Here is a 14,646-nt window from a genome sequence, read left to right on the forward strand (position 1 = left end):
AAGGACGCAGCGTGCCCGATACCGCCATCACCGATCCGCGAGCCGCGGGCGGTCCGCCGCCGGCCGGCTTCGATCTGCTCGGCCCGCTCCCGAGCGGCACCACCGTACTCGAGGCCAGCGCGGGAACGGGAAAGACCTACGCGATCGTCGGGCTCGCCACCCGGTTCGTCGCCGAAGGACACGCCCGCCTGTCCGACCTGCTGCTCGTCACCTTCAGCCGGGCCGCGACGCAGGAACTGCGTGAACGCACCCGGAACCGGTTCGCGCAGGTCGCCACCGCCCTCGCCGATCCCGACGGTGCACGGGCGAGCAACGACATGCTCGTCCGTCATCTCGCGAGCGAGGACGTCGACGCGCGGCGGGCCCGGCTGCGACAGGCGTTGTCCGACTTCGACTCCGGCACCATCTCCACCACGCACGGTTTCTGCCGTCGCATGCTCGACGAACTCGGCATCGCCGGCGAACGCGAACCCGACGTCACGGTCGTCGAGGACGTCGACGACCTGCGGGTGGAGGTCGTCGCCGATCTCTACCTGCGGCGCTACGGCAGGGGACAGGCCCCCATCACCTACGCCGAGGCGGCCGTCGCCGCGAAGGAGGCGATCTTCGACCCGCAGGCCGAACTCGCACCGGACGACGCCGACGGCACCGCGGCCGGTGAGCGCGTGGAGTTCGCACGTGCGGTCCGCGAGGAGGTCGAACGACGCAAGCGCCTGCTCGGACTGCGCGACTTCGACGACCAGTTGTCCCTGCTGCACGCGGTGCTCGGCGATCCGGAGCACGGCGACGCCGCCTGCCGGCGGATGCGTGCGCGCTTCTCCGTCGTCCTCGTCGACGAGTTCCAGGACACCGACCCCAAGCAGTGGGAGATCCTGCGCCGGGCGTTCCACGGGCACCGCACGCTCGTGCTTGTCGGCGACCCGAAACAGGCCATCTACGCCTTCCGCGGCGCCGAGGTGCTCAGCTATCTCGACGCCGTCTCCGAATCCGACACCTACTGCGAGCTGACCACCAACTGGCGCAGCGACGGCGATCTCGTCCGGGCGCTCGAACACGTCCATCTCGGTGCGTCCCTCGGTGATCCCCGCATCGTGGTGAACCCGGTGAAGGCGGCGTCCGCCGATTCCCGGCTCTCGGGCATCGCGCCCCTGCGGGTGCGTCACCTGCCCCGTGCCGGCGCAGGTCCGCTCAACGACTGGGGTTTCCCGCAGAACCTCGACGGCCTGCGCGGGCGGGTCGCCCGCGACGTCGCGGCCGACATCGTGCGCCTGCTCGACGACGAGAACGTCACCGTCGACCTCGGTTCCGGCCCCGAGCGCGTACGCCCCGGGCACATCGCCGTCCTCGTGCGCAAGCACAAGCAGGTGACACTCGTCCACGACGCGCTGACGAAGGCGAACGTGCCGTGCGTGGTCGCCGGGGGTACGAGTGTGTTCGCCACCCCGTCCGCACAGCACTGGCTGTGGATGCTCTACGCGCTCGAGCAGCCCCATCGCGCCGATCGCGTCCGGCTCGCCGCGCTCACCCCGCTGCTCGGCCGCACGATGACCGACATCGATTCGGAGGGCGAAGCGCTGGTCGTGGAGGTCGGCGGACTGCTCCGCGAACTGAACGACGTCTACGCCCGCACCGGATTCGCTGCCGTCTTCGAACGCCTCGCGTCCTTCGGTTCGGTCGAGGCCCGCCTCCTCGACGAGCCGTCCGGGGAACGCACCCTCACCGACATCCGGCACGTCGCACAACTGCTCGAGGATGTCGCCTCGGCGCAGTCGCTGGGGCCGGCCGCGCTCACCCGCTGGCTCGAGGATCGCATCAACGACCCCGACCGCGGTGGGGCCGACCGGATCCGGCGCCTCGACAGCGACGCCGCGGCGGTCCAGATCCTCACCGTGCACGGCAGCAAGGGACTCGAGTTCCCCGTCGTCCACGTCCCGTACGGGTGGGATGCCGCAAAGAACCCCGAGCCCGACAAGCTGCTGCTGCACGAGAACGGCCGACGCATCCTCGATGTGGGCGGCAAGAGCGGTCCCGGTTACGTCGCGCGGCGGCGTCAGCACGAACTCGAGGAGGCGGGGGAGGAACTGCGCCTGCTGTACGTCGCGGTGACGCGCGCGCAGTGTGCGCTCACCCTCTGGTGGGCGCCGTCCACTCCCACCTCACGGTCGCCGCTGCACCGGTTGCTGTTCGCCCGCGACCCCGGTTCGGCGGAGGTCACCGCAGAAGGCCGGATCGGCCACGACGAGGCCATGGCCGAGGAATTCGACCGGTGGGCCGCGCGCGCCGACGGGGTCATCGCCGCCGAAGCGGTGGGATCGCATCCGATTCCGGTGTTGCGCTGGACCCGCCCCCGCGTGGAGACCGGCCCTCTCGCCGCCGCGCGCTTCGATCGGGTCGTCGACGAGAACTGGCGCAGGACCTCCTATTCGGCGCTCACCGCCTCAGTGCACGATGCGCCAGTGATGAGCGGTGAGGTGGAGGAACCGGTGACGACCGACGAGCCGGCCGAGCCTCCGCTGAGCGCAACGGAACCGGCGCGCGAAGGCATTCCGTCACCGATGAACGGACTGCCCGGCGGCACGGTCTTCGGCACGTTGGTGCACGCCGTCCTCGAGGTCGTCGACACCTCCGCCCCCGACCTGGAAGCCGAACTGCTCGACTGCTGCCGCGAGACGGTGCGCCGCCAGATGTCGCCGATCGATTCCGCCCAGCTCGCGGCGGCGTTGCTCCCGGTGATGCGCACCCCGCTCGGGCCGCTCGGCCGGACCCTCGCCGACTTCACTCCGTCCGACCGGCTCTCCGAGCTCGACTTCGAGTTGCCGCTCACCGGAGGCGACAGCCCGGTGCCCGTCACCGTCACCCTCGACGCGGTCGGCGGGTTGCTGCGCCGGCACCTGCCCGCCGACGATCCGATGGCGGCCTACGCCGATCTGGTGCGCACCCTCGAACCCGTGCCGCTGCGGGGTTACCTCAACGGCAGTATCGACGCCGTGCTGCGCATCGACGGTCCGAGATTCGTCGTCGTCGACTACAAGACCAACCGGCTCGCGCCCGTCGACGAACTGACCACCGCCCACTACACCCGTGAGTCGATGGCGGCGGAGATGCTCCGTGCCCACTATCCGATGCAGGCTCTGCTCTATTCCGTTGCCCTGCACCGCTATCTGCGGTGGCGGATGCGCGACTACGACCCGCACGTCCACCTCGGTGGCGTGCAGTACCTGTTCGTCCGCGGCATGGCCGGACCGGACAGTCCACCCGGTAGCGGGGTGTTCGACTGGCATCCGCCGGCCGACCTCGTCATCGACCTGTCCGACCTCCTCGCCGGAAAGGCCGTGATCTCGTGATCGAGTCCCTGACCGACGTTCGGATCGCGCAGCGCGGCAAGGGCGTTCTGCGGCAGTTCAACGAAGTGGGCGCACTCTCCGCCGCCGACGTGCACGTCGCGCTGCGACTCGCGGCGCTCGGCGGTGAGGACGACCCGCACGTGCATCTCGCCACCGCGCTGGCTGTGCGTGCCGTGCGATCCGGGTCGGTGTGCCTCGACCTCACGCGTTTTCGCGAGGTCACAGTCGAGGAGGACGCGGACGGTCATCCCGTCGTCGACCCCGCGAGCCTGCCGTGGCCTCGCGACGAGGACGTGCTCGCGGCGCTGCGTCGCAGCCCCCTCGTGGTCGGCGGCGAACGTGGACCCCTGCGACCGTTGCGTCTCGTCGACACCGCGGAAGGCCCGCTGCTGTATCTCGACCGGTACTTCCGGCAGGAGCAGATGATCCGCCGGGTGCTCGCCGAACGCACGGCGACCTTCGCCGACCTCGACGAGGAGCGCATCGCGGCGACGCTCGACGAGTTGTTCCACCATCCCGACGATCCCTCCCGGCCCGCGCCGGCACCCGACCGTCAGCGTGTCGCGGCGGCGCTCGCGGCCACCCGACCGACCACGGTGATCGCGGGCGGGCCGGGCACCGGCAAGACCCACACCGTGGCGCGGATCCTCGCGCTGCTCACCCGTCTGTACGGGCACGAGCTGCGCATCGGCCTGGCCGCTCCCACCGGCAAGGCCGCCGCGCGCCTGCAGGAGTCGGTGCGCGAGCAGGAGACCGAGCTGGGTCTGCCGCCGAATCTCACCGCCATGACCGTGCACCGGATGCTCGGCTGGCAGCGCGGCCGCACCCGCTTCCGCTACCACGCGGGCAACCACCTGCCGTACGACGTGATCGTCGTCGACGAGACGTCGATGGTGTCGCTGACGATGATGTGCCGCCTGCTCGAGGCGGTGCGTCCCGACACCCGGCTCGTCCTCGTGGGCGACCCCGATCAGCTCGCCTCCGTCGACGCCGGTGCCGTGCTGGCCGATCTGGTGGGGCGCCCGGTCGGCGGCACCCTCGATCCGGTCTTCGAACGGGTCGTCGCCCGCGATCTGGCGGCCGCCGACGACCCGGCCGAGGCGGCCTTCACTCCGGCCCAACGCGCCCGGCTCGGTGGTGGTGTCGTGCGCCTGAGCCGTGGCCGCCGCTTCGGTGGCGCAATCGCGAAGCTGGCCGTTGCCGTACGCGAGGGTGAAGCCGATGAGGTACTGAAGATCCTGCGCAGCGGCGACCCGAAGGTGTCGTTCCTATCTCCCCACGACCTCGACGCCCTGCGCGACGACATCGTCCGCTCCGCCGCCGAGGTCACCAAGGCCGCCGAGACGGGGGACGTCGACACGGCGCTGAAGCGCTTCGAGGAACACCGGTTGCTGTGCGCGCACCGCGACGGCCCGGCCGGCGTGCAGTGGTGGGCGCGGCAGGCCGCCGAATGGATCGGGGAGGCCGCCGGGCAGCGCCTCGACCCCGAGAGCTGGTACCCCGGCCGGCCGCTGCTCGTCACCGCGAACGACCACGACATGCAGATCTACAACGGTGACACCGGCGTGGTGGTGCGGCGCGGCGACGAACTCGTCGCGACGTTCGCCCGCGGCGAGACACCGTTCGAACTGCGCCCGAGTCAGCTCCCGGCGGTGAGCACCGTCTACGCGATGACGATCCACCGCAGCCAGGGCAGCCAGTACGGCACCGTCTCGGTGGTGCTGCCCGATTCCGGATCGGCGCTGCTCACCCGCGAACTGCTGTACACCGCGATCACACGTGCGCGGTCGCATGTGCGGATCATCGGGACCGAGGACGCGGTACGCGCGGGCGTGGCACGGCAGGTGCTCCGAGCGAGCGGGCTGCGACGGGAGATTCGCGTGTAGCCGGTCGTCAGCGGTCGTCGACCTCCGCGCTCGACCGGATGAGGACGAGTCCGGTTCCATCGTCGCGAGACCGTCTCCGCCGGCGAACGGGACGTGGCATGCTCGAGATGGCGCGCACGACAGACGACGAACGAGCCGAGCGATGGACTGGTTGGACGCGGACGGGTACACGATCGGGCGGCTGCTGGTCACCCGTGGACTCGCGGTGCTGTACGCCGTGGCCTTCCTCGCGGCCCTGCTGCAGTTCCGGGCGCTGATCGGCGAACGCGGCATCCTTCCCGCCCCCCGACTCCTGGCACTCACATCGTTCCGGCAGTCGCCGAGCCTGTTCCACTGGAGATACTCCGACGGTCTGTTCACCGCGGTCGCCGCGATGGGTCTCGTGCTGTCGGTGGTGACCGTGCTCGGTGTCACGGAGCAGCTGCCGCTCGTGGTCTGCATGCTCGTGTGGTTCGTGATGTGGTTGCTGTACCTGTCGATCGTCAACGTCGGGCAGGTCTGGTACTCGTTCGGCTGGGAGTCGCTGCTGCTCGAGGCCGGTGTGCTCGCGAGCTTCCTGGGCAACGCCGATACCGCGCCGCCGCTGCTCGTGCTGATCCTGCTGCGCTGGTTGCTGTTCCGCCTCGAGTTCGGCGCCGGGCTGATCAAGATGCGCGGCGACCGCTGCTGGCGCGACCTGACCTGCCTGTACTACCACCACGAAACCCAGCCGATGCCCGGCCCGCTCAGCCGGTACTTCCACCTGATCCCGCGGCCGCTGCACAAGGTGGAGGTGGCGGGTAACCACTTCACGCAGCTCGTCGTGCCGTTCGGGTTGTTCCTGCCGCAGCCGGTCGCCGGGATCGCCGCACTGATCATGATCGTCACGCAGTTGTGGCTGGTGACGAGCGGCAACTTCGCGTGGCTCAACTGGATCACCATCGTCATCGCGCTCTCGGTGGTGCCCGACAGTTTCTACGGGTTGCTGATCGACTCCGACACGACCTACGGTCCGACACCGATCGCGTTCACCGTCGCCGTGGTGGCACTGACCGTGCTGGTCGCGGTGCTCAGCTACTGGCCGGTGGCGAACATGATGTCGCATCGGCAGGCGATGAACGCCTCGTTCAACAAGTGGCACTTCGTGAACACGTACGGCGCGTTCGGCACCGTCACACGCACCCGGCGGGAAGTGATCGTCGAAGGCACCACCGATGCGGTGGTGACACCGGCGACGGAGTGGCGCGAGTACGAGTTCAAGGGCAAACCGGGCGACGTGTACCGCAGGCCGCGTCAGTACGCGCCGTACCACCTGCGTCTGGACTGGTTGATGTGGTTCGCGGGGATCTCCCGCGACTACGCCGCGGGGTTGGTTCCCGCGGTTCGCGGGCAAGCTGCTCGAGAACGATCCGGCCACCGTGAAACTGCTCCGGCACAACCCGTTCCCGGACGAACCGCCGCGCCTGGTGCGGGCCCGCCTGTTCCGATACCGCTTCGCGACGCACGCCGAACGGCGCGCGACGGGCCAGTGGTGGATGCGGGACGAGATCGGCGATTTCATGATGCCGATGGCGCGGGACGACCTGCCCTGATCACCCCCGAGCACCGCCGCGATCACCAGACTTCGCCGCCGGTCGCCGACACGGTGAATCCGTGGGCGTCCGTCTCGCACGTGACACCGGTCTTCTCGTCGACGGTGCACGTGAACGGATCGACCGTGAGAGTGCTGCCGTGGGGCAGCGTCTTCGGGGCACCGCCGAAATCCGTGAACGCGATGTCGCCGATGCTGACCCACTCTCCGGGGCCGTCGCCTTCGAGCATCAGGGCGTTCGCCGGCACGAGGGCGTCGGGCGCACCGCTGCCGGGGACCTGGGGTGCACTGGCCGGCATCGTGCCCTGGCAGCCCGTCAAGGGCGTGGTGTGGACGAGGATGGCACATCCGAACTGTCCGCCCGGCGACGCGAAGTAGTACACGCCCTCGCTGGTCGCGGCGTAGTCATCGGGGTCGACCGGCTTCGGTGCGGCCGTCGTGGTCGTGGTCGTGGACGGCGCCGAGGAGGTGGCGTTGGTGCTCGCCGGCTCGGCGGGTGCTCCGGATGCGGTGGCCTCACCCTCCACGCTCCGCGAACACCCTGCCGCGACGAGTGCCGCACCCGCGACGACGACGAAGCTGACGAGGCGTGTGCGGCGACTGATCATGCGGGGCAGCATAGCGAGCGCCGAGAGCGACGCAAGTTCCGCTCCGATCGTCACTGAGCCGGTGGCTCCGATCGTCTCTGAGCAGGCGGCTCCGATCGTTTCAGAGCCGGCGCGTCACCCGCGCGGGTACGCCCGTCGCCACGACGTTCGGCGGCAGGTCGCGGGTGACCACCGCGCCGGCTCCGACGACGGTGTTCTCGCCGATCGTGACGCCCGGTCCGACGATCGCGCCACCGCCGAGCCACACGTTGTCGCCGATCGTGATCGGTTGTGCCGATTCCCACTTCGCGCGGCGGAGATCGGGCTCGAGCGGATGCGTGGGGGTGAGGAGTTGCACGTTCGGGCCGATCTGCACGTCCGAGCCGATCGTGATCGGCGCGACGTCGAGCATGATCGCGCCGAAGTTGACGAATGTCCCGTTCCCCACGGTGATCCGGTATCCGTAGTCCACCTGCAGCGGCGGCCGGATCTCCACGTCGTCACCGATCGAGTCGAACAACTCCTCGAGCAGTGCGCGACGCGCATCCGGATCCGCTGCACTCGACGCGTTGTACTTCTCGGTCAGCAGCGCTGCCCGGAGCGCGTCGGTGGCGAGTTCGGGATCGTCGGCGATGTAGAGTTCGCCGGCCAGCATCCGTTCCTTCTGCTCGCCCACCGACTGCTCGCCCACTGAGGATCCTTCCGTCGCCGGGTCAGTCGCCCACCCGCTCTCCGGTGTCGACGTGGAACAGGTGCACCGTACCTTCGCGCTTGCGCAGGTGCACGGTGTCGGCGAGGCGCGCGGGGGTACGGACCAGTGCCCGCGCGACCACCTGAGTGCCGGTGCCGGGCACCCGCGTGTACAGGTACGACTCGCTGCCGAGCTCCTCGACGAGTTCGACGACGGCTTCGACGCCCTCGTCGGCGATCTCGAAGTCCTCGGGCCGGATCCCGGCGGTGACCTCATCGATGCCTGCGGAGTGCAGTCGCGCGATGCGGTCGCGTTCGACGGGGATGACGGTGCTGCCCACGACGACTCCGTCGTCGACGACCTTCGCGCGGAGCAGGTTCATCGACGGTGAGCCGATGAAACCGGCGACGAACGCGTTGGCGGGGCGGTCGTAGAGTTCGGTGGGGCTGGAGAACTGCTGCAGCACTCCGTTCTTCAGGACGGCGACGCGATCACCCATCGTCATCGCCTCGACCTGGTCGTGTGTGACGTAGACGGTGGTGGTGCCGAGACGGCGTTGCAGCGCCGCGATCTCGGTGCGGGTCTGCACGCGCAGCTTCGCATCGAGGTTCGACAACGGCTCGTCCATGCAGAACACCTGGGGCTCACGCACGATCGCGCGTCCCATCGCCACGCGCTGGCGCTGACCACCCGACAGCTTGGCCGGCTTGCGGTCGAGGAACTGGGTCAGGTCCAGGATCTTCGCTGCCTCCTCGACCTTGCGGCGGCGCTCGTCGGCGCTCACACCGCGCATCTTCAGGGCGAATCCCATGTTCTCGGCAACCGTCTTGTTCGGGTACAGCGCGTAGTTCTGGAAGACCATCGCGATGTCGCGGTCCTTCGACGGCACACCGGTCATGTCCTTGCCGCCGATGGAGATCGACCCCTCGTCGATGTCCTCGAGTCCGGCGAGCATGCGCAGCGCGGTGCTCTTGCCGGATCCGGACGGTCCGACGAGGACCACGAACTCGCCGTCCTCGATGTCGAGGTTCAGCGAATCGACCGCGAAGGTGTCGGAGTTCTCGTAGATGCACGAGGCGTTGCGGTAGGTGATGTCGGCCATGGTGGAAGTCCTTGCTGGTAAGGGGAATCGGGTCTACTTGATGGCGCCGAACGACAGGCCGCGCACGAGCTTGTTCTGGGCGAGCCAGCCCGCGAGCACGACGGGCAGCGCCGCCATCGTCGCGGCGGCGGACAACCGGGCCCAGTACAGACCTTCACCGGTGATGAAGCCGACGAGGAAGACGGGCATCGTCTGCGCCTGAACTGCGGTCAGGTTGACGGCGAAGAAGAACTCGTTCCACGAGAAGATCACGCAGATCAGGGCGGTTGCGGCGATACCGGGGGAGACGAGCGGCAGGATCAGCTCGCGCACCGCGGTCCACAGGCTCGCACCGTCCATGCTCGCCGCCTCGAGCAGCTCGCCCGGGACCTCGAGGAAGAACGACCGCATCATCCACACCGCGATGGGCAGGTTCATCGCCGTGTACAGGATGACCAGGGCCCAGATGTTGTCGAGCAGACCGAGGTTCGCGACGATCACGTACAGCGGGATGATCGCGGCGACGATCGGCAGCATCTTCGTGCTGATGAAGAAGAACAGCACGTCCTTGGTCTTCTTCACCGGACGCAGCGACAGCGCGAAGGCCGCCGGTACACCGAGCAACAGGACCAGGACCGTCGAGACGATGGTGGCGAACGCCGAGTTGAGCAAGGCCGTGCCCACTCCGGTCTCGAACACCGCCCGGAACTGGTCGAGGGTGGGGGTGAAGAAGAACTTCGGGGGGTCGGAGTAGGCGTCGGCCTCCTGCTTGAAGGCGGTGAGCACCATCCAGAAGACCGGGAAGAAGAATCCGATGGCGGCGATCCACGCGACCACACCCCAGGGATTGAACTTGCGGTTCTTGCGTTTCCGGGCCGTGCGCATGACACGGCCGGTGGGTTCCGTGGTGTCCGAAGCCTGCGGCTCCGTGGCCGTGGTGCTCATGCCGCTTCCTCCTTGCCGGTGAACGATGTGAAGATCAGGCGCAGTGCGAAGGTGGCGATGACGATCGTGCCGATGACGACCACGACACCCATTGCCGCGGCCTGGCCGATGTCGAAGCCGAGGAACGCGCGCTGGTAGATGTAGAACGGCAGGTTGGAGCTGGCCGTGCCGGGTCCGCCCTGGGTCATCATGTAGATCGCGTCGAACGTGTTCACCAAGTAGATCGCGCCGAGAACGGTGCCGAGTTCGATGAACCGGCGCAGGTGCGGCAGCGTCAGTTCGCGGAACAGTGCGAACGCTCCGGCGCCGTCGACGCGGCCGGCCTCGAGGATGTCGCGGGGCATCGACTGCAGTCCGGCGAGGATGAGCAGCATCATGAACGGCGTCCACTGCCACACCAGCGCGACCATCACGGCCGGGAGCGGGAATCGGCTGATCCAGTCCACCTCGCCCACTCCGAAGGGGGAGAGTACGAAGTTGATGATGCCGAAGACGGGATCGAACATCGACGTCTTCCAGATCAGCGCACTGGCGACCGGGGTGACGAGGAACGGCGTGATGAGCAGGGTCCGTGCGATACCGCGTCCGAGGAACGCCCGATCGAGCAGGAGCGCGAGGAGCAACCCGAGTATCACGGAGATCAGGACCGTGCCGACGATGAGGATCACCGTGTTCAGGGTGACCTGCCAGAACTGGCTGTCCTGGAAGACGTCGACGTAGTTCTGGAGCCCGACGAACCGGCGGGAACCGGGGCTGACGAGGTTCCACGACTGGGTCGAGTAGTACAGCGTGAACAGGAACGGGATCTGCGTGACCACGATCGTGAAGATCAGGGCCGGGAGCAGGGGTCCGCGGCGGCGCCATCCTTCGGCGCGGGAGATCTGTTCCTCCTTCGCTTCCCGTACGGCGCGGATTCGCTCGTCGGCGTCCGGTGTGGGACGCTGCGCTGCAGGTGCGGTCATTGGTCCTTCTCCCGGTAGGTCGCGCCGACGGCCTCGGCGTACTTCTGTGCCTGGTCGAGGGCGTCCTCGACGCTCTGCCGTCCGGCGATGGCGGCGCTGATCTGCTGGCTGACCCGGGTGCCGAGATCCTGGAACTCGGGGATGGCCACGAACTGGATGCCCGTGTACGGGACGGGGTCGACCGTGGGGTTCTGCTGGTCGGCTCCTTCGATGGATTCGAGGGTGATCGGACCGTAGGCCGCGGCGGCTTCGGCGTATTCGGGGATCTCGTAGGTCGACAGTCGGCTGCCCGGCGGCACCCGCTCCCAGCCGAGTTGCTCGCCGACGGTGCGCAGGTACTGCTGGTCGGTCATCCACGAGATGAACTTCCACGCGTCCTCGGTGTGCTCGCTGCTCGCGGGGATACCGAGCGACCACGTGTAGAGCCAGCCCGAGGGATCCTTCTCCTGGACGGGCGCGGCCGCGTAGCCGATCTTGCCGACGACGTTGCTCGACGCGGGATCCTCGAGAGTCGAGACGGCCGAGGTGGAGTCGTACCACATGGCGACCCGACCCTGCGCGAGTTGCGTTGCGCACTCGCTGAATCCGCTCGTCGCGGCACCGGGCTGACCGTACTCGCGGACGAGGTCGACGTAGAACTGCACCGCTTCGCGTACCTCGGGGCTGTTCAGCTGCGCATTCCAGTTCTCGTCGAACCACCGTCCGCCGAAGGTGTTGATGACGGTGTCGAGCGGTGCGAGCAGCTCACCCCAGCCGGGCTTGCCGCGCAGGCAGATGCCGTTGATGTCGGGGCCGTCGAGTTGCGCTGCGGCCTCGGCGACCTCGGTCCAGGTCGGTGGATCGGACAGTGTGATGCCGGCCTGCTCGAACAGGTCCTTGCGGTACATCAGGAACGACGATTCGCCGTAGAAGGGCACCGAGTACAGGTCGCCCTCGTACGAGAGTGCGTCGCGCAGCGAGGGAATGATGTCGTCGGCGTCGTAGCCGTCGGTCTGCTCGATGTACGGCGACAGGTTCGTGAGCCAGCCGTACTCCGCCCACTGGGGCGTCTCGTAGTTGCTGATCATCACGACGTCGAACTCGCCGCCGCCCATCGCCGTGGATGCGGTGATCTTGGCGCGGGCCTGGTTCTCGGAGAGTGTGACGAACTGCAGGTCGATCTCCGGGTTCTCGGCCTCGAACTGCGACGCGAGTTGCTGTGCGTCCTGCATCTGGGAGTTCGACACCATCGCGATGGTGACGGTGCGGCCGGACGTACCGATCGATCCTGCACCGGCACAACCGGTCAGTGCGACGCTCAGGGCCACGGCTCCTGCCGCGGCCGCGCGGATGGATCTTCTTGCTGTAGGCACGATGGTCTACCTCATTTCGGTGGTGCCTCGTCCTTGGGGGTGTCGTTCTCGAGGGCGTGGTCGGGATGGTCGAGCAGGTACTGGGCGCACGCGATGTCGCAGACGAGCATGTTCGCGAGACCGCCTCGGAGAGCACCGAGTACAGCGCGGTGCTTGGACTGTCCGCCGGTGACGAGAATGGTGGCGGGGCAGTCGCGGACGTCGTCGAGGGGGACCGACATGGTGCGGGTCTCGAGTTCGCCGTGCACGGCGGTGCCGTCGGCGCGGAAGAACCGGCCGCCGATCTCGCCGACCGCACCGAGGCCGTCGAGTTCGTGGAGCATCGCGGTGTCGAGGAAACTGCCCTCGAACAGAGTGGTCGAGGTCGACACCGCGCCCACACCGAAGATCATCACCTCGGCGCGACGTCCGACCTCGAGCGTGCGGGAGATCAGTGAGTCGGTGCGCATCGACGCGACCGTGGACGGATCGGCGTACAGCGGTGTGGGAAGCCGGAGCGGTTGTGCCCGAAGTTGTTCGGCGCAGCGGCCGAGGACGAACTCGGTGCCGGTCTGGTAGGCGCTCGTGGAGATGGATCCGTCGAGCTGGACGATCGTCGCGCAACTGGCGACACCCGACGGGAGGGCCTGCGCCACGGCGACCGTTTCCGGACCCCACGTGAATCCGAGGGTGTCGGAGGGGCGGAGGCGGCGGGTGAGCAGGCCGGCGGCGGCGCGTCCGAGGCCGGCGAAGCTCGCGGAGTCCTCGATCGGGCCGGCGTCGTCGACGCGGCGCCCGACCACGACGGCCTCGACGAGTCCGTAGCGCTCCTCGAGTGCCCGTTCGGTCTCGGCGTGCAGGTCGTCGCGCCAGGTGGGCGGCACGCTGACCTCGATGCGCACCAGACCCTGAGCGCGAGCGCGTGCGACGAGCCGGCCGGCGGTGGGGCGGGAGACGCCGAGGCGCTGCGCCACCTCCGCCTGCGTGAGGCCGTCGAGGTAGTAGAGCGTCGCGGCCCGTACGGCGAGACGGAGATCCTCGGTGGATACCGGGCTTTCCGTATCCGGGATGTTGGTGGGGCCGGGGGAGGTCACGAGCTCTCCTTGGTGCGAGCAGTCTTCGTCACGCTCCGTGAGCATCTGCTCAGGGGTGCGTGCATCTGCTCAGTACGTTAGCATCGGAGTGTGACCCACACAACAGTTCCCCCGACGCTCCCGGACACGATGCGTGCCGCCGTGCTTCTCGAACCGGGCCGCATCGAGATGCGGGAACGGCCTCTACCTGCACCGGAGCCCGGCGACGTCCTCGTCCGGGTGACCACCGTGGGAGTGTGCGGCTCGGACGCGCACTACTACCGCGAAGGGCGGATCGGCGAGTTCGTCGTGACCGATCCGATCGTGCTCGGCCACGAGGCGTCCGGAGTCGTGGTCGCGGTCGGGGACGGTGTTCCGCAGAGCCGGATCGGCGAGCGGGTCTCGATCGAGCCGCAGCGTCCCGACCCGCTCACCGAGGAGACGCGCCGCGGCGACTACAACCTGTGCCCGCACATGCGCTTCTACGCCACGCCGCCGGTCGACGGCGCGCTGTGCGAGTACGTCACCATCGGGGCGGCCTTCGCGCATCCCGTTCCGGACACCGTGTCCGACGATGCCGCCGCTCTGTGCGAGCCGCTGTCGGTCGGTATCGCGGCCGTCCGCAAGGCCCGCGTCACCGCCGGCTCCCGCGTCCTCGTCACCGGCGCCGGTCCCGTCGGCATCGTCGTCGCGCAGGTCGCGCGCGCGTTCGGTGCGGTCGAGGTCGTCGTCACCGACCTCGACGAACGGCGACGCGAGACCGCACTGTCGTTCGGGGCGAGCGCTGCGCTCGACCCCCGCGTCGACGACCCGTCGGCCCTGCGCGTCGACGCCTACATCGACGCGTCCGGCGCCCCCGCCGCCGTCGACTCGGGTATCCGCGCGGTCCGTCCCGGCGGCACCGTCGTCCTCGTCGGATCCGGCGCCGAGACGATGACCCTGCCGGTGCAGCTCGTCCAGAACCGCGAACTGATCCTGACCGGCGTGTTCCGCTACGCGAACACGTGGCCGACCGCGCTCGCACTCGTCGAATCGGGCCGGGTCGATCTCGACTCGATGGTCACCGCCCGGTTCCCCCTCGACAAGACCGCCGACGCGCTCGAATCCGATCGGACACCCGGAAACATCAAGGCCGTCGTGGACGTGACCGATCCGGCGGGAAAGGACTGAAGATCC

10 protein-coding genes and 1 pseudogene are annotated in these 14,646 nt (G+C 68.8%); 4 read left to right on the forward strand and 7 right to left on the reverse strand.

Annotated elements, in window-relative coordinates; translation table 11 throughout:
* Positions 1 to 11: 11 nt before the first annotated feature.
* The 3 genes and pseudogenes from AC0LPE_RS06045 to AC0LPE_RS06055 all read left to right on the forward strand — a co-directional run bounded on the left by AC0LPE_RS06045 (position 12) and on the right by AC0LPE_RS06055 (position 6,801).
* Positions 12 to 3,344, forward strand: a complete 3,333-nt coding sequence (locus AC0LPE_RS06045; RefSeq protein WP_490605799.1) for a UvrD-helicase domain-containing protein — start codon at positions 12 to 14, stop codon at positions 3,342 to 3,344.
* Positions 3,345 to 3,352: 8 nt separating this feature from the next.
* Positions 3,353 to 5,230, forward strand: coding sequence for an exodeoxyribonuclease V subunit alpha (gene recD / locus AC0LPE_RS06050; RefSeq protein ID WP_490606312.1), 1,878 nt, complete (start codon positions 3,353 to 3,355; stop codon positions 5,228 to 5,230).
* A gap of 142 nt (positions 5,231 to 5,372) precedes the next feature.
* Positions 5,373 to 6,801: pseudogene (locus AC0LPE_RS06055) on the forward strand (lipase maturation factor family protein).
* Positions 6,802 to 6,823: 22 nt separating this feature from the next.
* Here AC0LPE_RS06055 and AC0LPE_RS06060 read toward each other — a convergent pair.
* From AC0LPE_RS06060 to AC0LPE_RS06090, 7 genes are all read right to left on the reverse strand, one after another.
* On the reverse strand, positions 6,824 to 7,408 hold the full coding sequence (locus AC0LPE_RS06060) for a hypothetical protein (RefSeq protein WP_237451164.1): 585 nt from the start codon (positions 7,406 to 7,408) through the stop codon (positions 6,824 to 6,826).
* Positions 7,409 to 7,508: 100 nt separating this feature from the next.
* On the reverse strand, positions 7,509 to 8,063 hold the full coding sequence (locus tag AC0LPE_RS06065; RefSeq protein ID WP_490606313.1) for a sugar O-acetyltransferase: 555 nt from the start codon (positions 8,061 to 8,063) through the stop codon (positions 7,509 to 7,511).
* Between the two features lie 37 nt (positions 8,064 to 8,100).
* A complete protein-coding gene (locus AC0LPE_RS06070; protein WP_490605800.1) occupies positions 8,101 to 9,180 on the reverse strand; it encodes an ABC transporter ATP-binding protein in 1,080 nt (359 codons plus the stop codon).
* A 33-nt stretch (positions 9,181 to 9,213) separates the two neighbouring features.
* Positions 9,214 to 10,104 (reverse strand): carbohydrate ABC transporter permease, encoded by an 891-nt coding sequence (locus AC0LPE_RS06075; RefSeq protein WP_145692714.1) that lies wholly within the window; start codon positions 10,102 to 10,104, stop codon positions 9,214 to 9,216.
* Positions 10,101 to 11,066 (reverse strand): carbohydrate ABC transporter permease, encoded by a 966-nt coding sequence (locus AC0LPE_RS06080; protein ID WP_490605801.1) that lies wholly within the window; start codon positions 11,064 to 11,066, stop codon positions 10,101 to 10,103. The genes AC0LPE_RS06075 and AC0LPE_RS06080 overlap by 4 nt, the downstream gene beginning before the upstream one ends.
* Positions 11,063 to 12,418 (reverse strand): ABC transporter substrate-binding protein, encoded by a 1,356-nt coding sequence (locus AC0LPE_RS06085; RefSeq protein WP_490605802.1) that lies wholly within the window; start codon positions 12,416 to 12,418, stop codon positions 11,063 to 11,065. Before AC0LPE_RS06085 ends, AC0LPE_RS06080 begins: the two co-directional genes overlap by 4 nt.
* Before the next feature lie 11 nt (positions 12,419 to 12,429).
* Entirely contained in the window at positions 12,430 to 13,491 is a 1,062-nt protein-coding gene (locus AC0LPE_RS06090) for a sugar-binding transcriptional regulator (RefSeq protein ID WP_490605803.1), read from the reverse strand.
* Positions 13,492 to 13,620: 129 nt separating this feature from the next.
* On the opposite strand from AC0LPE_RS06090, the gene AC0LPE_RS06095 reads away from it, so the two are divergent.
* Positions 13,621 to 14,640, forward strand: coding sequence for an NAD(P)-dependent alcohol dehydrogenase (locus tag AC0LPE_RS06095; RefSeq protein WP_490606314.1), 1,020 nt, complete (start codon positions 13,621 to 13,623; stop codon positions 14,638 to 14,640).
* Positions 14,641 to 14,646 lie beyond the last annotated feature (6 nt).

It is taken from the genome of Rhodococcus sp. S3, assembly GCF_058211795.1.